23 protein-coding genes and 1 tRNA gene are annotated in these 24,945 nt (G+C 65.1%); 11 read left to right on the top strand and 13 right to left on the bottom strand.

The genetic code is table 11. The annotated features are described in order from the left end of the window. Nucleotides 1-117: 117 nt before the first annotated feature. The gene (locus GSQ89_RS04995) at nucleotides 118-1,578 is read right to left on the bottom strand and encodes a class I adenylate-forming enzyme family protein (protein ID WP_158922634.1); all 1,461 of its coding nucleotides are present in this window, start codon (nucleotides 1,576-1,578) and stop codon (nucleotides 118-120) included. Between the two features lie 315 nt (nucleotides 1,579-1,893). Between GSQ89_RS04995 and GSQ89_RS04990 the strand changes: the two genes are divergently transcribed. Together GSQ89_RS04990 and GSQ89_RS04985 are read left to right on the top strand one after the other, a co-directional pair. After that, nucleotides 1,894-2,205 carry a putative quinol monooxygenase gene (locus tag GSQ89_RS04990; RefSeq protein WP_158922632.1) on the top strand — a complete coding sequence of 104 codons (312 nt, stop codon included), beginning with the start codon at nucleotides 1,894-1,896 and terminating at the stop codon, nucleotides 2,203-2,205. A 52-nt stretch (nucleotides 2,206-2,257) separates the two neighbouring features. Next, a complete protein-coding gene (locus GSQ89_RS04985) occupies nucleotides 2,258-3,109 on the top strand; it encodes a MaoC family dehydratase N-terminal domain-containing protein (protein WP_158922630.1) in 852 nt (283 codons plus the stop codon). 189 nt (nucleotides 3,110-3,298) lie between these two features. Here GSQ89_RS04985 and GSQ89_RS04980 read toward each other — a convergent pair whose 3' ends face one another. From GSQ89_RS04980 to miaB, 6 genes are read right to left on the bottom strand one after another with little or no spacing between them, the layout of a single operon-like run. Then, nucleotides 3,299-4,177: a hemolysin family protein gene (locus tag GSQ89_RS04980; protein ID WP_158922628.1), complete on the bottom strand. Its 879-nt coding sequence runs from the start codon at nucleotides 4,175-4,177 to the stop codon at nucleotides 3,299-3,301. Continuing rightward, nucleotides 4,174-4,626, bottom strand: a complete 453-nt coding sequence (gene ybeY / locus GSQ89_RS04975; RefSeq protein WP_158922626.1) for an rRNA maturation RNase YbeY — start codon at nucleotides 4,624-4,626, stop codon at nucleotides 4,174-4,176. The genes GSQ89_RS04980 and ybeY overlap by 4 nt, the downstream gene beginning before the upstream one ends. A 6-nt stretch (nucleotides 4,627-4,632) precedes the next feature. After that, a complete protein-coding gene (locus GSQ89_RS04970) occupies nucleotides 4,633-5,094 on the bottom strand; it encodes a DUF29 domain-containing protein (protein WP_254073079.1) in 462 nt (153 codons plus the stop codon). Next, nucleotides 5,094-5,537 carry a DUF29 domain-containing protein gene (locus tag GSQ89_RS04965; protein ID WP_158922624.1) on the bottom strand — a complete coding sequence of 148 codons (444 nt, stop codon included), beginning with the start codon at nucleotides 5,535-5,537 and terminating at the stop codon, nucleotides 5,094-5,096. The genes GSQ89_RS04970 and GSQ89_RS04965 overlap by 1 nt, the downstream gene beginning before the upstream one ends. 12 nt (nucleotides 5,538-5,549) lie before the next feature. Then, complete coding sequence (locus GSQ89_RS04960) at nucleotides 5,550-6,566, bottom strand: PhoH family protein (RefSeq protein ID WP_254073096.1); 1,017 nt, start codon at nucleotides 6,564-6,566, stop codon at nucleotides 5,550-5,552. 50 nt (nucleotides 6,567-6,616) lie between these two features. Beyond that, the gene (gene miaB, locus GSQ89_RS04955; RefSeq protein WP_158922620.1) at nucleotides 6,617-7,963 is read right to left on the bottom strand and encodes a tRNA (N6-isopentenyl adenosine(37)-C2)-methylthiotransferase MiaB; all 1,347 of its coding nucleotides are present in this window, start codon (nucleotides 7,961-7,963) and stop codon (nucleotides 6,617-6,619) included. 252 nt (nucleotides 7,964-8,215) lie between these two features. Here miaB and GSQ89_RS04950 point away from each other — a divergent pair, with 252 nt between their 5' ends. The 3 genes from GSQ89_RS04950 (at nucleotide 8,216) to GSQ89_RS04940 (ending at nucleotide 11,078) form a co-directional block, all read left to right on the top strand. Further along, nucleotides 8,216-9,838 (top strand): carboxylesterase/lipase family protein, encoded by a 1,623-nt coding sequence (locus tag GSQ89_RS04950; protein ID WP_158922618.1) that lies wholly within the window; start codon nucleotides 8,216-8,218, stop codon nucleotides 9,836-9,838. Between the two features lie 203 nt (nucleotides 9,839-10,041). Then, the gene (locus tag GSQ89_RS04945) at nucleotides 10,042-10,416 is read left to right on the top strand and encodes a GxxExxY protein (RefSeq protein WP_158922616.1); all 375 of its coding nucleotides are present in this window, start codon (nucleotides 10,042-10,044) and stop codon (nucleotides 10,414-10,416) included. A 335-nt stretch (nucleotides 10,417-10,751) separates the two neighbouring features. Then, complete coding sequence (locus GSQ89_RS04940) at nucleotides 10,752-11,078, top strand: hypothetical protein (protein ID WP_158922614.1); 327 nt, start codon at nucleotides 10,752-10,754, stop codon at nucleotides 11,076-11,078. A 50-nt stretch (nucleotides 11,079-11,128) separates the two neighbouring features. Here GSQ89_RS04940 and GSQ89_RS04935 read toward each other — a convergent pair whose 3' ends face one another. The 5 genes from GSQ89_RS04935 to GSQ89_RS04915 all read right to left on the bottom strand — a co-directional run bounded on the left by GSQ89_RS04935 (nucleotide 11,129) and on the right by GSQ89_RS04915 (nucleotide 14,147). Continuing rightward, a complete protein-coding gene (locus GSQ89_RS04935) occupies nucleotides 11,129-12,169 on the bottom strand; it encodes an ABC transporter substrate-binding protein (RefSeq protein WP_158922612.1) in 1,041 nt (346 codons plus the stop codon). Between the two features lie 9 nt (nucleotides 12,170-12,178). Continuing rightward, nucleotides 12,179-13,213 carry an ABC transporter substrate-binding protein gene (locus GSQ89_RS04930; protein ID WP_158922610.1) on the bottom strand — a complete coding sequence of 345 codons (1,035 nt, stop codon included), beginning with the start codon at nucleotides 13,211-13,213 and terminating at the stop codon, nucleotides 12,179-12,181. Nucleotides 13,214-13,279: 66 nt separating this feature from the next. Next, on the bottom strand, nucleotides 13,280-13,438 hold the full coding sequence (locus GSQ89_RS04925) for an aa3-type cytochrome c oxidase subunit IV (RefSeq protein ID WP_158922608.1): 159 nt from the start codon (nucleotides 13,436-13,438) through the stop codon (nucleotides 13,280-13,282). Nucleotides 13,439-13,673: 235 nt separating this feature from the next. Further along, entirely contained in the window at nucleotides 13,674-13,850 is a 177-nt protein-coding gene (locus tag GSQ89_RS04920) for a hypothetical protein (RefSeq protein WP_158922606.1), read from the bottom strand. A 211-nt stretch (nucleotides 13,851-14,061) separates the two neighbouring features. Then, nucleotides 14,062-14,147 (bottom strand) — tRNA-Leu (locus tag GSQ89_RS04915). A gap of 29 nt (nucleotides 14,148-14,176) precedes the next feature. On the opposite strand from GSQ89_RS04915, the gene lipB reads away from it, so the two are divergent. Next, on the top strand, nucleotides 14,177-14,917 hold the full coding sequence (lipB, locus tag GSQ89_RS04910) for a lipoyl(octanoyl) transferase LipB (RefSeq protein WP_158922604.1): 741 nt from the start codon (nucleotides 14,177-14,179) through the stop codon (nucleotides 14,915-14,917). A gap of 55 nt (nucleotides 14,918-14,972) precedes the next feature. On the opposite strand, the gene GSQ89_RS04905 is transcribed toward lipB, so the two are convergent. Continuing rightward, complete coding sequence (locus GSQ89_RS04905; protein WP_158922602.1) at nucleotides 14,973-16,268, bottom strand: MFS transporter; 1,296 nt, start codon at nucleotides 16,266-16,268, stop codon at nucleotides 14,973-14,975. Nucleotides 16,269-16,685: 417 nt separating this feature from the next. Here GSQ89_RS04905 and GSQ89_RS04900 point away from each other — a divergent pair, with 417 nt between their 5' ends. From GSQ89_RS04900 to GSQ89_RS04880, 5 genes are all read left to right on the top strand, one after another. After that, on the top strand, nucleotides 16,686-19,550 hold the full coding sequence (locus GSQ89_RS04900; RefSeq protein ID WP_254073078.1) for an ATP-dependent DNA helicase: 2,865 nt from the start codon (nucleotides 16,686-16,688) through the stop codon (nucleotides 19,548-19,550). A gap of 130 nt (nucleotides 19,551-19,680) precedes the next feature. After that, nucleotides 19,681-20,112: a tellurite resistance TerB family protein gene (locus GSQ89_RS04895; RefSeq protein WP_158922600.1), complete on the top strand. Its 432-nt coding sequence runs from the start codon at nucleotides 19,681-19,683 to the stop codon at nucleotides 20,110-20,112. Between the two features lie 33 nt (nucleotides 20,113-20,145). Next, nucleotides 20,146-21,513, top strand: a complete 1,368-nt coding sequence (locus GSQ89_RS04890; protein WP_158922598.1) for a cell wall metabolism sensor histidine kinase WalK — start codon at nucleotides 20,146-20,148, stop codon at nucleotides 21,511-21,513. Nucleotides 21,514-21,542: 29 nt separating this feature from the next. Next, the gene (locus GSQ89_RS04885; protein WP_158922596.1) at nucleotides 21,543-23,039 is read left to right on the top strand and encodes a hypothetical protein; all 1,497 of its coding nucleotides are present in this window, start codon (nucleotides 21,543-21,545) and stop codon (nucleotides 23,037-23,039) included. A gap of 358 nt (nucleotides 23,040-23,397) precedes the next feature. Beyond that, a complete protein-coding gene (locus GSQ89_RS04880) occupies nucleotides 23,398-24,882 on the top strand; it encodes a hypothetical protein (RefSeq protein ID WP_158922594.1) in 1,485 nt (494 codons plus the stop codon). Nucleotides 24,883-24,945 lie beyond the last annotated feature (63 nt).

The raw sequence follows: 24,945 nt of genomic DNA, 5'->3' as shown, positions 1-24,945 counted from the left end.
AGACCGGCGATCCACACAACCGGTACGGCGGCCGAAGACCCAAGACCTACACAACCGTCATGGCGTGCGCAGGCACGCCATCCACGCCTTCGTCCAGGCCCAGCAAAAACCCGCGGATCACCCCCAACCCCCGCCGGCATAAGCCGCCCGCACCGCATCCTGCCGTATCTTCCGCGTCTCCGTCCGCGGAAACTCATCCATCGGCAGCAAAACATACCGCGAAGCATAACGCTGGATGATCGGATTGATCGCCGCTTCCAACCCTGCCGGACCGCCTCCCGAACCGGTTTCAACCGCAACCAGCAGCACCTCGATCCCCCTGGCATTGACGACATTCGTCACCATCGCGTCCAGCACGCCGTCGATCGCCCTGATCTGCTCCACCACAGGCCCCGGCGGCACCTTCATCCCGCCGACATTCAACATCCCGTCCGCACGTCCCTGCACCACCAGCGAGCCCGGCGACGGCTGAAACCCCACATCGCTGGTGTGATACCACCCATCCACAAACGCCGCCGCGGTCAGCGCCGGCGCCCCGAGATACCCGTCCACCATCGTATCGGACCGAACCAGTATCAGCCCACTTTCCCCCGCCGGCACCGGCAGACCCTCATCATCGACGACCATCACCTCCACACCCGGCAGCAAAACCCCGACATCGTCCGGCCCAACCACGGACACGTAATGGATCTCGTTGGTCCCATACGTCACCATCACACGATCCGTCAGCAACCTGGCAGCGTCAGCCCGCAGGGCAGGGGACACCGCTCCTCCGATGACATCCACATGCAAGCCGAACGGACCGCCCGACAGCTCGGCCGTGCGCACGAACCGATCCAGATCGCCGGACACGAACAGCGTATAATTGACACTGCCCGCCATGATCATCGCCGCGGCCGCCTCCATCGCCGCAAAATGGATCGTTCCACCCATCTGCAGCATCTGCATCGCGCGCGCATGGCACCCGCGAACCGAGAACGGATACAGGCACAGATAATCCGCCCGCGATCGCAGGTACTCCCCCGCCAGCCACAGATTGTTTCGAATACTGTTCTGATGCACCCGGTGAGTGAGCCCCATCACCTTCGGCACACCGGTCGTCCCGGACGACTTGATCAGCCTGACCAGGCTGTCTGGATCGGCCGGCTGCGCCAACGCACCGAACCGATCGTCCCGCACCGGCGCTTGAAGGACTCGCACCAACCAGTCCTGCGTCAAAACGAAAACCTTGCCGGCATCGACCCCGGCCGGCACCTGCATCGCCAACACACGATCGCAAAACCGTCCCAGGTCCACCTCCGGCGCCAACTCGAACGGCGACAGGGTGATCGTGGCCGCCCCTAATGCCTCGCACGCCAGCAACAGCAGCAGATGCAGGAACCGGTCCCCCGCCTCGACCCCAACGACCTGACCGCGCCGAATGCCCAGGACGGCCAGCGCATCCAGCACCTGCACCACATGGACAGCAAGGTCGCAATAGGAGCAATCAATGCCACCGCCAGTGATCGCCCGAACATGCGGCTGTTGACGGGCTCGGGAAGCCAGACACTGTGGGGTGGTGTAAATGGGCCGGTCCATCCATCCTGAGCCAGGCGGTTATTGTATCGAGGCCGCAAGCCTGTGCAAGGCGATGGTCGCTCGTCCGGCCATTCGGACGCACGCGTCAAGCGGCTTCACCCGCGTTGGATACTTTCCATCATGTCCCGCCGAATTCATTCTCATATCGGATTAATATAATCACCATCGAAAATATTGCCATGCCGCCACGATGCCGCCAATCACCCGCCGAACCTGCCGACCAACAAACCCCGGGGTCTTCGCGCTCGGTCGCAGTTGGCGCATCATGGCGACGGCGTGCGCAAGCGCGACCCCAACCCAAGGAGCAGTGACACAATGATCCACGTCGTCGCCATCATCACCGCCAAGCCGGGCCATCGCGATGCGATCCTGGAAGCGTTCCGCGGCAATATGCCCGCCGTGCACGCCGAGGACGGCTGCATCGAATACGGCCCCGCGACCGACGCTGACGGCGTCGGTTCATTCCAGACCAAATTCGGCCCCGACACCTTTCTGGTGATCGAAAAGTGGGAAAGCCTGACCCACCTGAAGGCCCACGCCGCCTCCCCCCACATGGCCGCGTACGGTGCCAAGACCAAAGATTTGATCGCCAGCCGGGTCATCCACGTGCTGTCCCCCGCAACCTGACATCACATGCCGTTCGGCCTCGGCCGGACGGCTTTTGTTCGCGGGACACCAGATGATCGACATCGAAAGCGTGCGGGCGCGGCTTGGCGCCATGGAAGAAGACCACGACGAAGCAACCGCCGCGCCGCTGCGTGGCATGGCCGCGACGTTCGGCCGGCGGGACAAAACACCTGATCCCGGTTCAGAGATACAACCGGGCTGGCATCTGGCTTATTTTCCCGATGCGACACCCCTGGCCCGCTTGGGTGAGGATGGCCTGCCGCTCGAACGCGGCGTGCTGCCACGCATGCCGCTGCCTCGGCGCATGTACGCCGGCGTGGCGCTGACCTTCCACGCGCCGATCCTGGTGGGCGACACGCTGCGCCGGGAGACCGAGTTCACCGACGTCCAATTGCGGGAAGGCAGCACCGGAACACTGATCCTGGCAACCACGACACGGCGGATCTACACGCCGCGCGGCTTGGCCCTGACCGAGGACAGTCACAGCGTGTTCCGCGAGGCCGTGCCGGCAGGCACGAAGTCCGGCATTCCAAAAACCGAGCCGCCGCCGGCGGACATGCAATGGAGCCGCACGATCACGCCCGATCCGGTGACGCTGTTTCGTTACTCGGCGCTGACGTTCAATCCGCATCGAATCCACTACGATCGGCCCTATGCGATGCAGCAGGAAGGTTATCCCGGCCTCGTGGTGCATGGACCGTTCACGCAACAATGCCTGCTCGATCTGCTGCGGGACAACACGCGGCGACGGATCGCCGCGTTCAGCCTGCGCGCCCGGGCGCCACTGTTCGATGTGGCGGCGTTTACCGTGGTTGGACGGACCATAGAACATGACCAGGCCGAGTTGTTCGCCGTGACGCCGCAAGGCGGAATCGCGATCCAAGCTCGGGCGCGGTTGGAATAAGCAGGCCGGGCTCTACCCGGACCCGCAAAGGGGCGCGGCCCCTTTGATCCCGATTATTTTAGGTGGGTGGGCAGGAGGGGCGACCATGTCGGTTGCAACGACTGCGTCGCCCCCTCCTGCCCACCCACCTAATACCGGGGTTCCAAGGGCAATGCCCTTGGCGGGGTTCGGGGCAGCGCCCCGATCTTCCTACGCCGCCGCCGCCGGAGTCTCAGCCCGCCGCGCGCGCAGCCGCCGGATGCGCCTGGCATCGGCATCCAGCACGCGAAATTCCATCCCCGATGGATGGCTGATGACCTCACCGCGCGTCGGCACACGCCCCGCCAGCGTGAAGACCAGGCCGCCCACCGTATCGATATCGGCGTCGCGTTCGTCCTCGGTCAGGATGGGACCGACCTTGGTCTCGAAATCCTCGATCGGCATACGGGCGTTCAGGTCCAGCGCGCCGTCGGGCCGTTCGGTGATCATCGGCGCCTCGACGTCGTCATGCTCGTCCGCGATGTCGCCGGTGATGGTCTCGACCAGATCCTCGATCGTCACCAGGCCGTCAATACCGCCGTATTCGTCCACCACCAGCGCCAGATGGATACGCTGGGTCCGCATCTGCAACAGCATGTCCAGCACCGGCAGTTGAGGCGCCACCATCAGCGGCTTGCGCAGGATCGCCTCCAGGCTGAACGCCTCCGGACGGCCGACATAGGCGAACACGTCCTTGATGTGGACCATGCCGATCACGTCGTCCAACTGCTCCCGGTAGACCGGCAGGCGGGAGTGGCCATCGTTGCGGATCAGTTCGATCGCCTGTGCCAGCGTCACGTCGGCCCGCATCGCCACGATATCGGCGCGCGGCACCATCACGTCGTCGGCGGTGGTCTCCCGCAGCCGCAGGACGTTGGCGATCAGCAGCCGCTCGTGGCGATCGAGTTCCGGCTGCGCCCCCGGAATCTGCTGCGCATCGGCGGCTTCCTGCACAAGTTCCGCGATCGAATCGCGCAACGAGTGTTCGGCCTGCTTGCGTCCCAGCAGATACCCAAGCCGGCTCAGCAGACTGTCCCGATGCGCGCTCATGCGCGTTTCCACGGATTGGGCACGCCGATGCGGTGCAGGATGCGGGATTCGGCCATCTCCATCCGGCGCGCATCACCCGGATGATCGTGGTCCTCGCCATTCAGGTGCAGCGCGCCATGCACCACCAGGTGCGCAAGATGATGCGCCGGCCGCCGCCCCTGCGCGGCCGCCTCGGCGCGCACGACACCCAGCGCCAGGATGATCTCCGGCGCAGGGTGCTCATAGGTCAGCACGTTGGTGGGCTTGTTCTTGCCGCGATGCCGGCCATTCAGGCCACGCACCACGCGGTTGGAGGACAGGACGATCGTCCCTTCCATCCCCGCGGCATGCGCCGCCCGCCGGACGATCGTTCCGGCATTCGGGATCAGCCTGTGCCACCCCGGATCCGCCACGACGATATCGATGGTGGGACCATCGAGGTCGGGCGGACAGGTACTAGGAGGTTCCATCGGAGTTCAATGTGTCGCTTCTGGATAGAAAGTCGAGTCCATGATTTGCTCGGGGGACCAATGATGGGTAACGGGAAACGCCGTCCGGTCCAGCCCTGTCTCCCGAGCGGCACTCAGCACGGCATTGCGGTAAGCGCTCACAATCGTCTCGTTCAGACTGGATTTCAGGCTCGGATTATCAGCCAGGTGATCCGCAAGCTGGTTGCGTTGCTCTTCGATCGTCAGGCGCCAGCCCGTGCTGCGAAAGGCAGGCTGAAACCGCCACTTGAGCAGATGCACCAATAGCCCCCGCAGCCGGCTGACCAATTCGCGCTTCTCACCCTTGCCCAAGCTTTCTATTTCCTCGGCAATGTGTCCGATGTCCGCTTCGGAAAGCTTGCCAGCACGCAGCAACCCGGCCTGCTCATTGGCCCAGGCGTAGAAGTCCTGGTCGTAAAGCGGCCGATTGGCCATACCTGGCTCGTCCATCACGCCGATTCCGGCCAAAAGTCAGGGTCCATCATTTGCTCGTAGGACCACGGACAGGATTGCGGAAAAGTAGCGTCTGGCAAGCCGGTGTCGGCTCCAGCCTCGATCACGGCGTTTCCGTAGGCTTGATCGATGGCTTGTGAGAGCATGGACTTCAAGCTTGGATTATCCGCCATATGGACAGTCAGGTCGCGGCGCTGCACGCGGATTGTCGCCTGCCATGACGCACCCGCGCGGCGCGGCCGGTATTGCCACTTGAGCAGATGGAGAAGCAGCACCGTCAGCCGGCTGGCGAGTTCGCGCTTCTCGGCTTTGCCCATGCTCTCGATTTCCTCGGCGATATGCTCGATATCCGCTTCGGAAACCCTGCCTGCACGCAACAACCCGGCCTGCTCATTGGCCCAGGCATAGAAGTCCTGGTCGTAAAGTTGCTGGTTGCTCATGCCGAAGTCCCGTCAATCTCCCGTCTGCGGACGCTCCCTCTCCCGGCGCGCCTCGCCCTGGGCGGCTTCCCGCTGATCATACGCGCCGACGATCCGTGCGACCAGGGGATGGCGCACCACGTCGCGCTGCTCGAACCGGACGACGCCGATACCCTGGATGCCCTCGACCGTATCCAAAGCGTCCCGCAAACCGGAGCGGACGCCGTTGGGCAGGTCCACCTGGCTGAGGTCGCCGGTGATGACCATGCGGGTGCCCTCGCCCATGCGGGTCAGGAACATCTTCATCTGCATGGGCGTGGTGTTCTGCGCCTCATCCAGGATGGCGTAGCAGTGCGCCAAGGTACGGCCGCGCATGAAGGCCAGCGGAGCGACCTCGATCTCGCCGTTGGTCATGCGGCGGATGACCTGGTCGGCCGGCATCATGTCGTGCAGCGCATCGTACAGCGGGCGCAGATACGGATCGATCTTCTCCTTCATGTCGCCGGGCAGGAATCCAAGCCGCTCGCCGGCCTCGACGGCCGGGCGGGACAGCACGATGCGGTCCACCTTGCCGGCTTGCAGCATGGCAACGGCCTGGGCGACCGCGAGGTAGGTTTTGCCGGTGCCGGCCGGGCCGACGCCGAACACCATCTCATGGTTCGTCAGGGCGTCCATGTAGGCGGCCTGCCCGGGGCTGCGCGCGGCGACCGCGCCACGCCGGGTGCGGATCGCCGGCAGGTCCGACAGCGGCAGCCGCGGATCGTTCTCGGTGTCGGCCAGGCGGATGGCCGCCTCGATCTCTGCCCTTCCCACGCTTTCACCCCGTTCCAGCCGCCGCCAAAGTCCACTCAGCATTTCCTGCGCGACATCGACCCGCGATGCGTCCCCCGCGATGGCGACCCGATTGCCCCGACAGGACAGGCGAACCCCCAGGGCCTGCTCGATCCGGACGAGGTGCCGGTCGTGATCCCCCAACAGCAGGGGCAGCAGGGTGTTGTTGTTGAACTGGAGAGTGATGGCCTTGCCGCCGGATGTGGCGGAGGAAGCCAGTGTTTTTCCGCTTGCAGCGGTGGGCGGTGCCTGGACGGCGGCGAGGTCTGTCAAGCTGTTCGTCTCTCCTGGACAAGGGTTCCCGCAAGTGAGTTTGGATGGTTGGCGACGATTCGCACCAATGATTCAGTACCAATCAGATTGGCACTTCCCGGCAGGTGCACAGGTTGAAGAAATGGTGACCGTCCGGCGATCTGCCCAGGGTGGCGCCCCGGGCCGGTGAACAGCACCGGCAGGTCCAATCCGACGCAACCGGCGCCGAATTTCACCTGCTGTTCCCGCAGCAGTGCCTGCAACGCCTGTAACCGCCGGTCTTTGTCCAATTCCGGCACCTGCACAGGCGCACCGGCCGCCGGCGTGCCGGGCCGCGACGAGTATTTGAAGCTGTACGCCATCGCGAAATTGATATCGCGGACCAGGGTCATGGTGGCTTCGAAATCGGCCTCGGTTTCACCGGGGTGGCCGACGATGAAGTCGGACGACATCGCCATGTCCGGACGCGCGTCGCGCAAGCGATCGACGATCCGGCGATAGTCGTCCGCCGTATGTTTGCGGTTCATCGCCGCCAGCATGCGGTCCGATCCCGACTGCACCGGCAGGTGCAGGAACGGCATCAGCGTCGGCACCTCGCGGTGCACGGCGATCAGGTCGTCGTCCATGTCCCGCGGATGGGACGTGGCATAGCGCAGACGCAGCAGGTCTGGCACCTCGGCGAGTTCGCGCAGCAGGCGGCCAAGGCCCCACGTGGACCCGTCGGGCGCCTCGCCGTGCCACGCGTTGACGTTCTGGCCCAGCAGGGTGATCTCGCGGGCACCTTGGGACACGAGATGGCGGGCTTCGCGGAGGATGGCGGCGGCGGGGCGGCTCTGTTCGGCGCCGCGGGTGTAGGGAACCACGCAGAAGCTGCAGAACTTGTCGCAACCCTCCTGGATGGTCAGGAAAGCGGTCACGCCTTGCGGGGTGGTGCTCTCCGGCAGGTGGTCGAACTTGTCCTCGGGCGGGAAATCGGTCTCGATCACCTTGTTGCCGGCGCGCGACGCCCGGGCGACCATTTCCGGCAGCCGATGATAGGTCTGCGGCCCCAGCACGATATCGACATACGGCGCTCGGGCCAGGATTTCCGCGCCTTCCGCCTGGGCGACGCAGCCGGCAACGGCCAGGATCATGTCGCCGCCGGCGGCTTCCTTCATCACACGCAGCCGGCCAAGTTCGGAGAAGACCTTTTCCGCCGCCTTGTCGCGGATGTGGCAGGTGTTGAGGATCACCATGTCCGCGCCTTCCGGTTCGGACGCAGGCGCATAGCCCAGCGGCGCCAGGACATCCGCCATCCGGCCGCTGTCATACACGTTCATCTGGCAGCCCCAGGTGATGACATGCAGGCGTTTGGTTGGGATCATCGAGGCGGCTCCACGCAACCCTGCCGAACCGTTCCGGCGTGGGGAGCGGGAGAAATGGTCGGCCAGAACAGCGGGGTCAAGCGCGACAGCGCGGTGTTGCCTCCTGCGTTGGGGCAGTGTGGCGGTATTTACCCGGTTCGTGTCAATAACGCTTTGACCTGTCATGCAGGATTCACGGGGTTGCGGGCCGCACGTTGCAACGGCGGCAGAACTGAAGTCTGCTCCAATCCAACGAACAGGGAGCGGACGACAATGACCATTCCACATGCCCCGGGCCGCCGTGCCATCGTGACGGGCGCCTCAGCGTTGCTGGCACTGGGATTGCCCTCTCGGGGCCGAGCAGCCGGACAGCCGGTGGTCGAGACGACGCAGGGGAAGTTGCGGGGCATCAATCAAGGCGGTGTCCTGACGTTCAAAGGCATCCGCTATGGTCAGACGACAGGCGGGGCGAACCGCTTTCTGCCGCCGGTGCCGGTCACACCCTGGGCCGGGGTGCGCGATGCGACGGCCATTGGCGGTTCGGCGCCACAGAACGGCGGGACGCCGCGATCGCTGGAGGCGTGGTACGGCACCATTCAGCCGATCAGCGAGGACTGCCTGTTCCTGAACGTCTTTACCCCGAGTCTGGGGCGCGGACGGCGGCCGGTCATGGTGTGGCTGCACGGCGGCGGATGGACGGGTTGTTCCGGAACCGCTCCAGGCTTCGACGGTACGCATCTGGCGCGTGGCGGCGATGTGGTGGTGGTGACGATCAACCACCGGCTGAACGTGTTCGGCTATCTCAATATCGGCGGCAGCGATCCGCGGTTTGCCGATGCGGGCAATGCCGGGACCCTGGACATGGTGGCGGCGCTGCGCTGGGTGCGTGACAACGCCGCAGCGTTCGGCGGCGATCCAGGGAACGTCACGATCTTTGGCCAGTCCGGGGGTGCGGCGAAGGTGACGGCGTTGATGGGAATGCCGGCGGCACACGGGCTGTTCCACAAAGCCATTGCGCAAAGTTGTTCGGGAGGACTGCGCCTGGACGGCCTGGAGGAATCCAGCCGGCAGACCCAGGCGCTGGCAAAGGCGCTGGGCCTGACCGAGGTCACAGGACCGGCGTTGCAGGCCGTTCCCATGGACCGGCTGCTGGCGGCAATGAAAACGATGCCCGATCCGTTCCGGCCGGTCATGGACGGGCGGAATTTCCCGCGCGATCCGTTCGACCCAGCGGCACCGCCAACCGCCGTGGACGTTCCGCTGATGATCGGCAACGCGGCGACCGAGGCGACCCTGTTCATGGCCGCCGACATGGCGAATTTCTCGCTGGACGCGGCCGACGTCGAAAAGCGCGTCGAGCGGTTCCTGGGGGTCGATCAGGCGAACGCCAAACGTGTGATCGACGCCTACCGGACGGTGAACCTGGGCGCCACGCCCAGCGAATTGCTGGCGTCGATCGCAACCGACTACATGTATCGGCGGAATACGACGCGCGTAGCCGCGCTGCAGGCCTCGTCGGCCAAAGCGCCTGTCTATGCCTATGTCTTCGATTGGAAGACACCGGTGCTCAACGGTGTCTTGCGCTCGCCGCACACGCTGGAGGTGCCGTTTGCGTTCGGCACGACACAGGCCGCCACCGCGCTCGTCGGCAACGGTCCGCATCTGCCGAAACTGGTTCACGAAACGATGTCGCGCTGGACCTCATTCGCACACCGGGGCGTGCCGACCGCCCCGGGCAGCGCGGCCTGGGCGCCGTATGAGGCGACCCACCGCTCCACCATGATGCTCGACCTCGAAAGCCACCTCGCCAACAATCCGGGCGGCGACGCTCGGCAGGCAATGGATGGCCTGCCGTACTTCGAATACAGCCGCCCGGCGAGCTTCGTGCATGCGTGATCTCGGGCCAATCCGTCATCACATTGCCGACGGGTTGGTTAACGTCGGCGACGTTATGTACAAGTGCGATGGCCGGCTGCGGCGCGTTTCGCGAGAGTGGTTTCGCAGGCGCGGGTAGGGTGGATATCGCGCGTTCGTTCACTCATTCTTCATTTTTATCACGGAGACAGCCGGAGGACCACTGAGGGCCACGGAGAGGCGCTGTGTTACGGCATCGGGAACTGACCGACCGCATTATTGGATCGGCGATCGAGGTGCATCGCCACACCGGTCCGGGACTGTTGGAATCGTTTTACGCGGCTGCCCTGTGCCGGAAGTTGGAGCACGCCGGCATTCGGGTACGCCGCGAAGTTGGGATTCCGGCGATATACAAAGGTGAATCACTTCCGTTGAGATTCCGTGCCGATATCCTGGCGGACGAGACTCTCATTCTCGAAATCAAAGCGGTCCCGGCGCTCCTGCCCGTCCATGACATGCAATTGCAGACCTACCTGCGCATGAGCGGCCTTCCGGTCGGTCTGCTGCTTAACGTCCACGCCCTTCACCCCAAGGACGGCCTGAGGCGCTTCGTCGGCTGACACGGCTTTCTTCTCCGTGGCCCACCGTGGTCCTCGTTTTTCCTCCGTGCCAAAAAATCCCCGGCCCGACAGCCACTCAGGCAACGAATGGCCAAACACCGGGCGGTACACAGCCGGGGTGCCGCGCAACAACCCCATCCAGCGTCCCGGATGCTTCAAAATCACGGGGAATCGGGGATCAACCCGCGCAGGGACCGAATTACACGACAACTGGGCTGCTAAACGGCCGTCCACTTTGATCGGTCACAGGCCGCCGGCGCATCATTCGCGGGCCTATCGGCTTCACGCCTCCGCCTCATCCATGTAAAATCACCCCCTCGATTGGAGACAATGCGATGCCGACCCTTGAGGAGGAAGCCTGGCGTACGGGTTTGAAAACCAAGGGCAGGGACTGGGTGCTGGCCGAACTGAACATGCGCCCCGGCTTGCCGCAGGACCCGCTATACGATGTGGTGTTCGAACCACCCTATCCAAGCCGGGAGTTCTGCCAGCGGTGGTGCGTGGAAACGGACAATCAGTACCTGAGACTTTCAGGCACCGGGATAGCCACTCTCGTTGGTTTGGCGATCCTCGCGATTTTTGTCGTCATGGCGATGTACAGTTTGTCGGAAGTGGCCCCCAAGCAGTCGCCGCAGGCGCTGAGCCATGGCGTTCAGGAATAGCGGCAGCGGCCCCTCGCATGAAGGGCCGCCCTGCTCAGCTTCCGCCCGGTTCAGCTTCCGAACGTATCGCGCCACTTCTCGATGATGTCCGGCACCCCCTTGGCGATCTCCGCCACCGTCAGCGACAGGATCGGCACTTGATCCAGCGCCTTCTGGCCCGACGTCAGCGCCACGCCCGGATGCACCGGATCGCCGTGATTGGCGACCGATAGTTTCGAAAATTCATCGCTCATCAGCCACTCCATGAACAGCCGGGCGGCATTGGGATGCGGCGCACTGGCCAACACCGAGGACGGGCCCAGGCACAGCGTGGCGCCATCGGTCGGATACACCGGAACGATCGGGTTGTGCTTGTCCACCTGCTGGAACGCGGTATTCCCCGGCGCCGGCCCGACCAGGCACTCCCCCGCATTGATCAGGGTGACCGGATCGTTACCGGAACGGCCAACCCGCGGATTGTTCTTCGCCAGTTTCTCGAAGTAACTCCAGCCATATTTCTTGGTCAGTGCCAGCACCCAGATGCCGGTGCAGCCGCTGAACGCCGGATGCCCTGTCGCCACCCGCCCTTTCCACTTCGGATCCAGCAGATCGGTCCAGGCTTTCGGCGCATCCGGCTCCTTCACCTGGATGCTGTTGTAGATCAGCACATGCGCGGTCGCGCTGGACGGATACATGTATCCGGGGTCCGAGACCTGCACGAACGCCGGCAGCAAGGTCGCCGCGCCGGCCGGCGTGTAGTTCGCCAGATAGCCACGCTTCTTCAACGCCGGGTATTGCGCGGGATCGGTGGAACTGAACACGTCGCACTGCGGCGCGCCGTTCTTCAGGTCCTGCATCAGGCGCTCATAGGCGACCTGGCCGGTCGTGCGGATCACCGAAACCGTCACACCGGGAAATTGGGCGGTGAAAGCGCTGCCCATCATCTCCGCTGTCGGTGTGTCCACCTGGGCGATGTACCAGGTCACCGATCCCTCCTTTTTCGCCGCCGCGATCAGTTCCGGCGTGATACCGGCGGCACGGGCGGCAAACGGAGTCGCCACGGTCAGGGCCCCGGCACCAGCCAGCAGGGAGCGTCGATTCAACAGCGTCATGTTCGATCCTCAATTGCCAAACGTATCGCGCCATTGCTCGATCGCACCGGGCAGGTCCCGGGCGATCTCGGCGGCGGTCAGGGAAATGGTCTTGATCTCGCTGATCGGCTTCATCCCCGGCAGCGGTTCGGCGTCGGCGCGCACCGGTTCCAGCGACCAATCGCGGCATGCATCCGCGTAATCGCGGCTCAGCAGCCACTCCATGAACAGCCGGGCGGCATTGGGATGCGGCGCCGAGGCCACGACAGCAGACGGCCCGACCGTCAGCACCGTCCCGTCCTCGGGATAGACGATGCCGATCGGGTTGCCCCGCCGGGCGGTGACCGTCGAGGTGCTCGCCGGCCCGGTCCCCACCACGCATTCGCCGGCATTCAACAAGGTGATCGGATCATTGCCCGACCGTCCGACCCGCGGATTGTTGGCCGCCAGCTTCTCAAAATAGCCCCAGCCGTACAGGCGGCGCATCGCCAGTACCCATTGGCCGAAATAGCCGCTGAACGCCGGATGCGCGACGGCAACCCGATGGTTGAACTTCGGATCGAGCAAATCGGTGCAGTGGCGCGGAATGTCGGCCCCGGTCACCGTCTTCGTGTTGTAGATCAGGATCTGCAACGACCCGGTGGTCGGGTAATAAAACCCTTTCTCCCCCAGTCCCCGATACGGCGCCGCCAGCTCTCCCGCGTTCACCGGTTCATAGTGCGCCAGGGCATTGCGCTTCATCAGCGCCGGATATTGCGAGATATCGGTCGAGCTGAACACATCGCAGCTCGGTGTGTTGTTTTTCAGCTCCTGCGACAGGCGTTCAAAAGCGACCTGCCCGGTCGTGCGGATAACCGACACGGCGACACCGGGATAGCGTCGGGTAAACCGGCGCCCCATCGCCTCCGCCGCCTCGCCGCTCATTTGCGCGACATACCAATTGACGGAACCCTCGACCCGAGCAGCGGTCTCCAGTGCCGACAGGTCTGCCCGTGCGGCGCGGCCCGCGGTCAGCGCGACCACACCCAGGCCTGCGCCCATTGTTCGGCGCGTTATGACCGGCATCCAACCCTCCCCGTTGCCGTCAGGTTACGGCAAGAGACGGGCGATGGAAACAGGCGGCAGAAATGCCTACAGCAGGAAAACCGCCATCAGGATCAGCAACACCACCAGAAAGATGACCGTGCCGGTCGTCATCGAGGTGAACGTGCCCCACATCCTTTGCCTGTCCGCCGTCAAGGCTTCGATGGTTTCGGGTCCGGTGTAACGGGCAGGGGCGTGGCTGGCCATGGTATCCCTCGGATAGCGAGAATGTTCTACCCCGTTTTATGCCACGCCGGCCGCCCCCGACAAGGGGTTGTCCCGGGCGCGTGATCGTCTGGGGGTTGAATCAGGAAGCCAGGCCGCACTGAAGTGGTTCCACTGGTCCGATCCCAACGCCTGATTCCCAGCGTTGGGTGAATCGGCCCACCCAATCAATGCCAGCGGATATATTCCGGCGGCTCTTTCCGTCGGAATATATCGATCAGCCGTTCCAACGCGGCGGCCGCGTCATCTCAGCCCGAGCTTCAGCCGCCTGCACGTACAACAGCGACGCCAGTCGCTCCACCCGCGACAGCAATTCAGGCGAGTCAGCCCGCTCGGATTCGGCCTTCAGCAGCGTCGCCGTTTTGACGATTTGCCGAAGCAGTGGATCGATCATTTTCGCCTCACCCAACTTCCGGCGGACGTATGTCAGAGCACCCACAATGCTGCAATAAAAATACCATGCCGTATCAATAATAATATATCTCTCACTCAACAATTGTCGCGCCAAAATCCGACGACGGCATGGCACGCATCGTCCGATGGGATTAAATGATCGCCACGGGGAAAAATTCGTCCCGCCACGGAGGATTGCCGTTAGATGGAGTTGGTGCGGTCGAGAAGACTCGAACTTCCACGAGGTTACCCCCACAAGCACCTCAAGCTTGCGCGTCTACCATTCCGCCACGACCGCACCGTGGTAGAGGCGCCGGGATATAGCGGATGAACGGCAGCGGTTCAATGACCTCGATTACCCCTGAATGGCGTATCGGCGACGGCCTGACCGAATACCCTGCAGCCCTCGCGGAAATGCAGGCCCGCGTCGCCGCCATCCGCGCCGGCACCGCCACCGAATGCGTATGGCTGGTCGAGCATCCGCCGCTCTACACCGCCGGCACGTCCGCCAAGCCGGCGGAGCTGACCGATCCGACCCGTTTTCCCACCTTCAACGCCGGGCGTGGCGGCCAATGGACGTATCATGGCCCCGGCCAGCGCACCGCCTACGTGATGCTCGACCTCAATCGCCGCCACGGAAGCGTCCCGGCGCAGGACATACGCTGCTACGTCAACGGGCTGGAGGAATGGCTGATCCGCACCCTGGACCGCTTCAACGTCAAGGGCGAACGCCGCGAAGGCCGGGTCGGCATCTGGGTCGCCGACCCCATCACCGGCGCCGAGTCGAAGATAGGCGCCATCGGCGTCCGCATCTCCCGCTGGGTCAGTTGGCACGGGGTCGCGCTGAACGTGGAGCCCAACCTGGCGCATTTCGGCGGCATCGTGCCCTGCGGCCTGCCGCAATTCGGCGTCACCAGCCTGGCCGCGCTCGGCATCCCCGCCACCATGCACGACGCCGACGTCGCGTTGCGGGCGGCGTGGGAGGAAGTGTTCGAAACCGACGCAGATCCGGCGTGTCAGCGCGAAGCCCAGCCTACCCGGGCCGGTGATGAACCAGTTAGGTTTTGAGCGGCTTGAACGCTCCCGGTCGCCAGATGGTCCTGGACGGCACGATCCCGATCCGTCAGGCAAACGCCGGTCTGTCGTCCGGTTCGGCGCTTTCAACCGGTCTGGTAACCAGCACGCCGTAACAGACCGCCCCGGCCAATCCGACGCCTGCCCCCACCAGAAGCGCCACGACGAACGAACCGGTCCGGTCTACCGTGAACCCGGTTATGATCGGGGAGCACGTGGCACCCAGATAGGCGCCGCAGTTGAAGATCGTGGCGACCGACGCAATGGCGCTGCGCGGGGCAAGGACCGTCACGCCGGCCCAAAGCGCCGAATTGCCGACCTGAGCACAGAACAGGCCGAGGGTAATGCAGGCGATGGCAAGCGGGGCCGAACTCGCCAGGCCCGCCAGCCCGGTGAAGATCGCCAGGCCCGCCAGGCCGCCGGCCATCGGGATCCGCTTGCTGGTGACCAGACCCACCCCCCGCTTGTAGAGCCAGTCCGACAGATAGCCGCCGGACATCGCCCCGATGATCGCGCCAATCCAGGGAATCGACGCCAGCATGCCGGTCTTCGCCAGACTGATGTGATATTGCGTCTCCAGGAATGCCGGCAGCCAGCCGCCGTGGATCCAGACCACGAAGCCCAGGCAGAACGAACCCCCGAACAGACCCCACACCGTCCGGGACCGCAGAAGCTTCAGCCAGGCCCCAGCCGTAATCGCCGGTGCGCGTTCCTGCTCGTCGGCCCGCACATAGGCTCGGTCGTCGCTTCCCAGCCTGGCATCGGCCGTATCCCGGTAGGCGACCACCCAGACCACGCTGGCTGTCACCCCGATCACGCCCATCACGATGAACATCATCCGCCAGCCGAACGCCAACATCAGCGCGGTCAGGAAAGGCGGTGCCAGCGCCGGGCCGACCGTCGCGGCCGCGGTATACAGGCCGGTCGGCAGGCCTCTCTCCTTCGGCGGAAACCAGTTCGCTATGACGCGCGCGGAGGACGGGTACGCGGGCGCCTCGGACACCCCCAGGACGGCCCGCGATACCAGCAATTGTCCATAATGCGCGGCCAACCCGCCCGCGCCTTGCGCCAGGGACCAGATGAACAGTCCCGTGCCCACAAGGATGCGCGCACCGAAACGGTCGATCAGGAACCCGGTGGGCAGTTGCGACAACGCATAGCAAAGTGACCAGACAGACAGCAGGCCGCCGATCTCCGTCGCCGTCAGCCCGAAATCCTGCCGGATACTGAGATTGGCGATGCTGACCGTTGCGCGGTCCATATAATTGATGCCGACGGCGAAGGAGCAGAACACCGCCCCCGTCCATTGCAGCCGGCGTAGCCGTGAACTCGGACGCGACGACATTGTCGAAACTCCCCCATTCGCGATGCGACGACCGGCCCCTGCTTCGGATTGCGCTCCGTATTGCAACATCGGGACCGGCACGGTTGAACGTTCCGCACAGCGTGTATTCCCTGGGAGGACCGCCTTGGACTGCCGATCAGCATGGCATCGGGCCGTGGAAGACGCCAGCCCGAGGGCCGAGGGTTCGGCGTCACCGGGACGGATCGGTTATTGTATCGACGGGGGCGGCCGCCCGAAATGCGCGCTTTTGACGGTCACGAAGTTCCTTCTTCGGAAAGCGATTTGGTTCCGCTGTCAAACCATTTACTGACCCGCCGACAGAATAACCGGTCCCGTCCGATCTCCCCGCCGTCGCAATAGGCACCGCACGGCCCCAAGCCTGCTGACGCACGATCCAATCCCCGCTACACACCTCATGTGAAACCCTCCATCGCGCTGCCCGACGCCCCATCCGTGGTCGCGGGCCACGGCCGCGCCGCCATCCTGACCCCGGACGGCGAGCTCCTGCTGCTGCCCACCGCCGAGGCAGCCGCCCTGCTGCAAACCCTGCCCCCACCGATCCTGGTCCACGCCCCCGCCACCTTCCGCCGCCTGAACATGCGTCCCGGCCCCGCTTTCGACCTGCTGGACCTTTTCGCCTTCGTCCGCCCCGCCCGCACCGCCGCCCCCACCCCACGCGGCCTCGCCATGGCCCTCGACGACGACCAGCCGCCGATCGGCCTGGAAGCCGAGGTCACAAGACTGCCCGACATCGCCGCCGCGCTGTTGAACCAGCTCGCCCAGGGCCGAGACACACTACTGAACCGAGACGCCGCCCCGCTCGCCGCCCGCATGCAGAAAGCCGGCTGGGGCTGGGGCGCCTACGTCACCCATGCCCTGGGCCGCCCCGACGCCCCATCATCCAATGAACCGCTGAAAGTCTGGAAAAAACTGCCCGAATGGGAAGATCAGGCGCCGCTGCCACCGCCATCGTCTCACCCCGTCACCGAATCCGAGGCCCGTCAGCGTCTCGCCGCCATGCTCGGCCCCCACGCGGAACAACGGCCCGGTCAGGGCGACTACGCCGGCGCCGCCTCCGCCGCCTTCGCCCCGCGGGAAATCCGCGGCGACCCGCATCTGGTGCTGGCCGAGGCCGGCACCGGCACCGGCAAGACCCTGGGTTACCTCGCCCCCGCCAGCGTCTGGGCGGAGAAGAACAAAGGCGCGGTCTGGATCAGCACCTTCACCCGTCATCTGCAGCGCCAGATCGACGGCGAACTGGAACGCCTGATCCCCGATCCGACCGAACGCCGCCGCCGCATCGTCGTCCGCAAGGGCCGCGAGAACTACCTGTGCCTGCTGAACATGGAAGACGCGGTCAACACCGCCGCCAGCGGCTTCATGAACCAACAGGTCGTCCCGCTCGGCCTGATCGCCCGCTGGGCCATGGCAACCGATGACGGCGACGTCCAGGGCGGCGACCTGCCCGGGTGGCTGCCGGAACTCCATGGTACCGGCCTGATCGCCTCACTGGCCGACCGCCGCGGCGAGTGCATCCACGCCGCCTGCCCACACTGGCGCCGCTGCTTCATCGAGCACACCATCCGCCGCTCCCGTACCGCCGAGTTGGTCGTAGCGAACCACGCCCTGGTCATGACCCAGGCCGCCTGGGGCGGCCTGGACGACAACGCCGTGCCCACCCGCTATGTGTTCGACGAAGGCCACCACGTCTTCGACGCCGCCGACAGCGCGTTCTCCGCCAGTTTGTCGGGTGGGGAAACCGCCGAACTCCGCCGCTGGCTACGCGGCGCCGAGGGCGGAAGGTCGCGCGCCCGCGGCCTCGCCAAACGGCTGGACGACCTGGTCGCCGACCGCCCCGCCCTGACCACGCCACTGGAGGCCGCACTGCAGGCGGCCAGCGCGCTGCCACCCTCCGACTGGGCCAGCCGCATGCAGGAGGAAGGCCCCGACCTCGACGGCATCGAGCCCGCCCGCCCCAACCCGTCGGAGGCGTTCCTGCGCCTGATCCGCCGCCAGGTCCTGGCCCGCACCGCCGGCGCCGACGGCCGGCCAACCTTCGGTTCCATGGAGTGCGACGTCTTCCCGCTGAACGAGGATGCCGCCCAGGCCGCCGACCGCCTGCTCCGAGCACTCGCCCGCATCGCCGAACCGCTGACGACATTGCGCGAACGCCTGCTCGCCCGCCTCGACGACGAAGCCGAGGACCTCGACGAGGCGACCCGCAACCGCATCGAGGCGATCGGCCGCTCCCTGACCCGCAGGGCGCTCAACCCGCTATCCGCCTGGCAGGCGATGCTGCGCGACCTGGCATTGCCACGGCCCGATCCCGGCCAGCGCCCAACCCACGTCCTGTTCCTGAAACTGGACCGTCGCGACGGCCTGCGCGACCAGGATGTCGGGCTGAACCGCCACTGGCTGGACCCGACAATCCCGTTCGCCTCCACCCTCGTGCTGCCAGCCCAGGGCTTGCTGGTCACCTCCGCCACCCTGCGCGACTCCGGCGACCGGGACCCGGAAGCCGCCTGGGCCTCCGCCGAGGCTCGGGTCGGCGCCCCACATCTGCCGTCGCCCGCGATACGAGCCGCCGTCGCATCGCCGTTCGACTACGCCGAACAGACACGGGCATTCGTCGTCAGCGACGTCGCGCCCGGCAACCTCGATCAACTCGCCGCCGCCTATCGCGCGCTGTTCCTGGCATCCGAAGGCGGCGCGCTCGGCCTGTTCACCGCCATCAGCCGGTTGCGCGCCGTACACGCCAAGATCGCCCCCGACCTGGAGCAAGCCGGCCTGCCACTCTACGCCCAGCACGTCGATGCGATGGGCAACGCCACCCTGGTCGATATCTTCCGCGCCGAGGAGGAAAGCTGCCTGCTCGGGACCGACGCCATGCGCGACGGCGTGGACGTGCCCGGCAACGCCCTGCGGCTGGTGGTATTCGAACGCACCCCCTGGCCGCGTCCCGACATCCTGCACCGGGAACGCCGGATTCATCTCTCGGACGGCGACCCAAAAGGCTACGATGACCGGATCGTGCGCTTGCGGCTGCGACAGGCGTTCGGCCGGCTGATCCGGCGATCCTCCGACCGCGGCGTGTTCGTGCTGCTCGACCGTCAGGCGCCCAGCCGGCTGATGTCCGCGTTTCCCGCCGGCGTGGAGGTCAGGCGTGTCGGGTTGGCACAGGCCGTCAATGAAACTGGCGCTTTCCTGCGGACTCGTGCATTTCTTGAGCGTGATCGCCGGAGGCCGGAGGCCGGAAGGCGTGAATCACGCGAAAATACCTAACGCCAAGGTCACCGGCTTAGGGCGACCAAACTCAGACGTGAATCGCCCTGTCAGACAAATGCGCTAGAGCCTGACTTCCGGCCGAGGCTTCCCAAGGCTTCCGCCTGGACCTGTTGGTTTGGAGAATTCAATGCGTTCCCAAGATTCCATCAACGCCCCCGAGGCATTGGTTCTGACCATGGTGCTGGTGTCCGCGGCGGATGGCGGCATGACCGACCGGGAAATCGGCGTCATGTCCGCCCTGGTGCAAACCCTGCCGGCGTTCCAGGGCTTCACCACCAGTGAGCTGACCGGCGTCACCGATCGGGCGGTCAGCCTGCTGCATGAAGATGACGGCCTGGCCCACGCCGGCCGCCTGATGCGCGCCGCGCTCAACCCCAAGCTGCGCGAAACCGCCTACTTCCTGGGCTGTGAGGTGGTGGCGGGCGGCGACGGAGCGCAACGCCAGTCACTGGACATGCTGGAATTCGTGCGGGGCGAACTCAAGCTGGATACGCTGATCTCCACCGCCATCGAACGCGGGGTTCGCGCCCGCTACCAGCGTGTCGATCCGGCGGATTGACGCTCCCGCCACGGCAAGTGGGCGGGCATTACCGTGAAAACCCTCGGCATCGCCACCTGCCTGGCCGGCGCGCCGGTCCTGACGCTGGTTGTTCTCATCATATTCCAGTGGGCCGATTTTTGGCCCGCCACGGCGGGAATCGTGGTCAGCCTTCTGATCGCCTGCGCCTTTGCCCTGGTCTGGGAACGCGACCTGAACCTGCTGACCGACTCCCTTCGGCGTGTGACGTCCGACGATACCGCCCCGGTTACCGAACCCGAAAGCGCGGTCATGATGGACGCGCTGAGCCGCGAGATCGAACGCCTGTCCCGCCGCCTCGCCACCCGCGCCGCGGTGCAGGAACAGCACAGACGAGCCGATACGCTGATCCTGGAGCGGCTACCCGATCCCGTCATCGTCCTGGCACGCGACCGCTCGGTTCGTCGGACCAATGCGACCGCCCGTTCGGCGTTCGGCGACGACCTACCGGCCGTGCTGCGCAACCCGGGCGTACGCGGGGCAATCGAACGGGCATTGGCGACCAACCAGTCCCAAACCGCCGAGGTCGTCCTGCGCGCCCCGGTCCACCGCGACCTGTATGCCACCGTGGTGCCGATGGACCCGCCGCTGGCGGATGGCGGCCAGGCCCTGGTGGTGCTGTCGGACCGCACCCGGGAACGCGTGGTAGAACGCATGCGCGCCGATTTCGTCGCCAATGTCAGCCATGAACTGCGCACGCCGCTGGCCTCGCTGATCGGCTTCGTCGAGACCCTGCAAGGCCCCGCCGCCGACGATCCGCCCGCGCAGCAGCGCTTCCTGGCGATCATGGCTGAACAGGGCGCCCGGATGAACCGGCTGATCGACGATCTGCTCAGCCTGTCGCGCATCGAATTGTCGGAACACCAGGCGCCGTCGGAGCCGCTGGATCTGTCCGGACTCGTGCAGCGCATGGTGGCCGGCTTCGAGCCCCGGCTGGCGGAGCGCAAAGTCCAGTTGGCGATGCGGATCGAGGACGATCTGCCGGTCGTCGCCGGCGATGCCGACCAGATGGCGCAGGTACTGCAGAACCTGCTGGACAACGGTCTGAAATACGGCCGCGACGGCGGCGTGCTCGGCCTGGATGTCGCCCTGGCGCAACCGGGCACCCGCTGGCCCAGCCGGCGCGGCATCGTGATCGCCGTGGCGGACCAGGGGACAGGCATTGCCAAGGAACATTTGCCGCGGCTGACCGAACGATTCTATCGGGCGGACAAAGGCCGTTCCCGAGCCGTGGGCGGCACCGGCCTCGGGCTGGCAATCGTCAAGCACATCGTCAACCGCCATCGAGGCCACCTGCTGATCGAAAGCGAGGTGGGCAAAGGCACCACGGTCAGTGTATGGCTACCCTTGGCGCAGGCATCGCGGATGGCGGACGCCGGATAGTCGAAACTTCAGCACAGAAACGAGGCCGTATGACACCGTTACGCACGCTCCGCGCGACCTTGCTCGCCGCGCCCCTGCTCGGGGCGGCCTTGCTCGCCGTTCCGGCCTATGCCCAGACTGATCAAGCCCAGACCGGCCAGGCGGCTTCCTTGCTGGACGCGCTGTCGCTGATCAGCGGCCGTATGCTTGCCCCGCCGATGACGGCGCCGGAAGTGACCCACGACGGCGACAAATTCCATGTTCACATCCCGCTGCCGAAGCTGTCATCACCGCCGAACGCGGCCATCGAGGTAACGGCCAACCCGCTCGCATCAGGGGTTTGGGAAATCACCGATCTGACGCTGCCGCCGGCCGGCGCCCTGATCATGCCGGGCACCGACGGCAAGCCGTCGACGTCCCTGCGCTACAGCATCGGACAGCAGAACGTCCATGGGCGGATCGATCCGACCCTGGCAGTGCCATCACCTTACGCCATGGCGTTCAGCGACATCGCCTTCCACGTCGACAACCCCGAATCGCCAATGGACCTATCGATCGGACAGTTGACGGGTGAAGGCACCATTTCGGGCGACGGCGCTGGCCACATGACCACGCGATCGCACGGCACGGCGGACAACTGGCATATCACTGTCACCCCCAAGACCGGCGAGCCCTTCATTGCCACGATGCGAAGCGTCGAGGCGACCTCCGGTATCGACGGCCTTGACCGTGCCCGAGCGGATCACCTGAGGGAATTGCTCAGAAGCGTGCAGGAGACCCGGAAAGACACACCGCACGAGCCTGGCAAGCCGGATCCGATGACACCTGCCACGCGCGAAAAGCTGCTCGCGATGCTCGACGCCAGCAACGGCCTGCTGTCCGCGATGAAAGTCGATGAGACATTTCACGGCATGCATTTCCAGGCCACCGGCAACAACACCGGGGATATCGGGGAGATTCGGTTCGCCATGGCCACCCAGGCCACGGGTGATCGGATCGGCGGCCATTTCGCCATCGGCCTGAAGGACATGACACTGACCGCGGTGCCGCCCCAGTTCGCCCAGTACGTTCCTCACCGGGTGAACATTGATACCGTGATCTCTGGTATCCCGGCGGAAGCCCTGCGTCACGTCCTGCGCGATGCCCTGGCCGAGGGGGCCGATCCGGCCGCCTTGCAATCGGAAGCCATTGCCCTGCTCAACCAGCCCGGCGCGCATGCCGGCATCGACACGCTGCTGGTCGAATCAGGCCCGCTCCTGGTCCAGGGAACCGCTCGGGTCAAAGCCCTGCCGGACGGCACCGCCGGCTACGACGTCCACCTGACGGCCCATGGGATGGATGCGATGCTGGCGCTGATCCAGGGCGACCCGAAGGCGCAGCAGATCATGCCGATGCTGTTCATGGCCAAAGGCCTCGGCAAAGCCGAGGGCGACACCATGGTCTGGGACATCGACTTCGCCGACGGCGTCGCCACCGTCAACGGAGTCCCGATGGGTCAGCATCCCCCCGGCGGCAAGCCTGGCACACGGCCACCGATGAACCGGTAAAGTCCGAGCTCGCGGCTGACACGATCCTCCAGCTCCAGCGTCGTCTCGATCTGGAATCGCGTCGTCCGATTTTCGGCAGGTAGGTGCGGCGGGGGTCGGCGATCCAGACCCCTGCCGTCCGAGCCATGTCCACCAGCCATGGCATGATGTGCCTGGTCATCGGCGCCTTGTAACAGACGTCGCCGCACAGGATGAAGAAAGCAAAGACATTACAATCGGCGTATGGGTACCGCTGACGGCCGCGATAATGCAGGCTCAGGCAACGATTGCGATGATGCTATCAATTTGTGTTGGCCTGTGCTGAAACCCGTATCGCCGCACCAACAAGGTACCGGTTTCGACAAAAGAACGAGAGACCATGAAAGCCTCATCCTCTGCGAAGCTGTGTCTTCTTCTCTTCCTGACAGCGACTTCGGCGCGGGCACAAGCGCAGACGACGTCTCCGAGCCCGGACGCACCCAACGGAGATGCTATCAAATCGATCCTGACCGAAGCCATCTCGGTCGCCAGTTCAAGGTTGTTTGTAGTGCAGGAGCAAACGGCTCAAGTCTCTCGCGATGGCGCAGACTACCGCGTGCGACTGCCGCTGACCGGGTTCATCACGCCCGCCGACCCTGCCGTCAATGCGGTTGCCCGCCCAACAGATGCGGGAATGTGGAACATCGCGTCGATGACGGTTCCGTCAGCCGGAAGCTTCGGGACAACCACGCCGGACACAGCGGTCCGCCAAACCGAATATTCGATCGGGGAGCAGAGCATCCACGCCCTGATTGATCCGAAATTCATTCGCCCGTCCTCGCTTACCGCCAATTTGGCTGCTCTAAAGATCCGATCCATGCATTTCGATAATCACAGCGAGGACGTGATCGATCGTTACGTGACAGACAGCACGTGGTCGGTGGACACCGGTGGCCTGCTGGATTTGACCTCAAATGCCAAAGCGACAAACTGGCATCAGATTGAGAACCTGCGGACTGGTAGCAATCTCGACAGTCTGGTGCGAACTGTGTCCGGCCATTTCACCGTGGAGGGGCTGGATCGCGCCAAAGGCCAGCAACTGATGGACGCGGGCGAAGAACTGATCGCCGACAGGCAAACCATGCTACCCAACCAGCCGCCGGGCCTGTCCCCCCCGCAGCGCCACGACTTGCGTACCATGGTCGATGCCGTTTCCGGAATGCTGACCCGGTTCCAGGGCGAATGGACGTTGGACGGCACCAGCTTCGTCGCGGGCATCACCAACAGTGGAACCATCGGCCGCGTGCGCGTCGAGATGGCCGAGGATACCAGGGATCAGCAACTGAACGCCAACCTGGACATCGGGATGGACGACCTCGCGATGACCTCCTTATCGCCCGAGATGGCGTCTTATGTGCCACGTCACATCGCCATCAAATCGATTGTAGCGGGTGTGCCCACTGCGAAGCTGATGGCGCTGCTGTGGACCGCTACCGAAGAGGACGCCGATCCCGCCACCGTAGACACGCAGTTGACGGCCCTGCTCAGCGAGGCCGGCGCGCGGATCGGGATCGGTTCGCTCACCTTCGATTCAGGTCCCCTCCAGGTGACTGCTTCAGCCCGGATAGTGCCACGAATCGACGGGACATTCGGCGCCGATATCCATGTGGCCGCGACCGGCGCGGACATGCTGATCGCGCGGGCTCAGGGCAATCCGGCGATGCAGCGGTTGCTACCGGCGTTGCTCACGGCAAAAGGCATGGGCCGGCCAGCCGGTGATGCGCTGGTCTGGGATATCGCTCTCGGCGGCGGACCGATCACGGTTAACGGCGTGCCGATCCCCCTCGCGCCTTTACGAATCGGTAAATCGCAACATCACGACTAGCTCGATCCTCCAGCTCCTGCGTCGTCTCGATCTGATACCAACGCGCGGGGTCGGTGGGGCGGT

Source organism: Acidisphaera sp. S103 (genome assembly GCF_009765975.1).
GTDB lineage: Bacteria > Pseudomonadota > Alphaproteobacteria > Acetobacterales > Acetobacteraceae > Rhodopila.
This window is presented reverse-complemented; position numbering and strand designations above follow the sequence as displayed.

Excerpts from the sequence above, each read along its gene's own strand:
- GSQ89_RS04905 (WP_158922602.1), bottom strand. The coding sequence starts at position 16,268 with ATGTCGTCGCGTCCGAGTTCACGGCTACGCCGGCTGCAATGGACGGGG.
- GSQ89_RS04985 (WP_158922630.1), top strand. The coding sequence starts at position 2,258 with ATGATCGACATCGAAAGCGTGCGGGCGCGGCTTGGCGCCATGGAAGAA.
- GSQ89_RS04990 (WP_158922632.1), top strand. The coding sequence starts at position 1,894 with ATGATCCACGTCGTCGCCATCATCACCGCCAAGCCGGGCCATCGCGAT.
- GSQ89_RS04920 (WP_158922606.1), bottom strand. The coding sequence starts at position 13,850 with ATGATCGATCCACTGCTTCGGCAAATCGTCAAAACGGCGACGCTGCTG.
- GSQ89_RS04940 (WP_158922614.1), top strand. The coding sequence starts at position 10,752 with ATGCCGACCCTTGAGGAGGAAGCCTGGCGTACGGGTTTGAAAACCAAG.
- GSQ89_RS04880 (WP_158922594.1), top strand. The coding sequence starts at position 23,398 with ATGAAAGCCTCATCCTCTGCGAAGCTGTGTCTTCTTCTCTTCCTGACA.
- GSQ89_RS04980 (WP_158922628.1), bottom strand. The coding sequence starts at position 4,177 with ATGAGCGCGCATCGGGACAGTCTGCTGAGCCGGCTTGGGTATCTGCTG.
- GSQ89_RS04970 (WP_254073079.1), bottom strand. The coding sequence starts at position 5,094 with ATGGACGAGCCAGGTATGGCCAATCGGCCGCTTTACGACCAGGACTTC.
- GSQ89_RS04935 (WP_158922612.1), bottom strand. The coding sequence starts at position 12,169 with ATGACGCTGTTGAATCGACGCTCCCTGCTGGCTGGTGCCGGGGCCCTG.
- GSQ89_RS04950 (WP_158922618.1), top strand. The coding sequence starts at position 8,216 with ATGACCATTCCACATGCCCCGGGCCGCCGTGCCATCGTGACGGGCGCC.
- GSQ89_RS04895 (WP_158922600.1), top strand. The coding sequence starts at position 19,681 with ATGCGTTCCCAAGATTCCATCAACGCCCCCGAGGCATTGGTTCTGACC.
- GSQ89_RS04885 (WP_158922596.1), top strand. The coding sequence starts at position 21,543 with ATGACACCGTTACGCACGCTCCGCGCGACCTTGCTCGCCGCGCCCCTG.
- ybeY (WP_158922626.1), bottom strand. The coding sequence starts at position 4,626 with ATGGAACCTCCTAGTACCTGTCCGCCCGACCTCGATGGTCCCACCATC.
- GSQ89_RS04965 (WP_158922624.1), bottom strand. The coding sequence starts at position 5,537 with ATGAGCAACCAGCAACTTTACGACCAGGACTTCTATGCCTGGGCCAAT.
- lipB (WP_158922604.1), top strand. The coding sequence starts at position 14,177 with ATGAACGGCAGCGGTTCAATGACCTCGATTACCCCTGAATGGCGTATC.
- GSQ89_RS04925 (WP_158922608.1), bottom strand. The coding sequence starts at position 13,438 with ATGGCCAGCCACGCCCCTGCCCGTTACACCGGACCCGAAACCATCGAA.
- miaB (WP_158922620.1), bottom strand. The coding sequence starts at position 7,963 with ATGATCCCAACCAAACGCCTGCATGTCATCACCTGGGGCTGCCAGATG.
- GSQ89_RS04930 (WP_158922610.1), bottom strand. The coding sequence starts at position 13,213 with ATGCCGGTCATAACGCGCCGAACAATGGGCGCAGGCCTGGGTGTGGTC.
- GSQ89_RS04995 (WP_158922634.1), bottom strand. The coding sequence starts at position 1,578 with ATGGACCGGCCCATTTACACCACCCCACAGTGTCTGGCTTCCCGAGCC.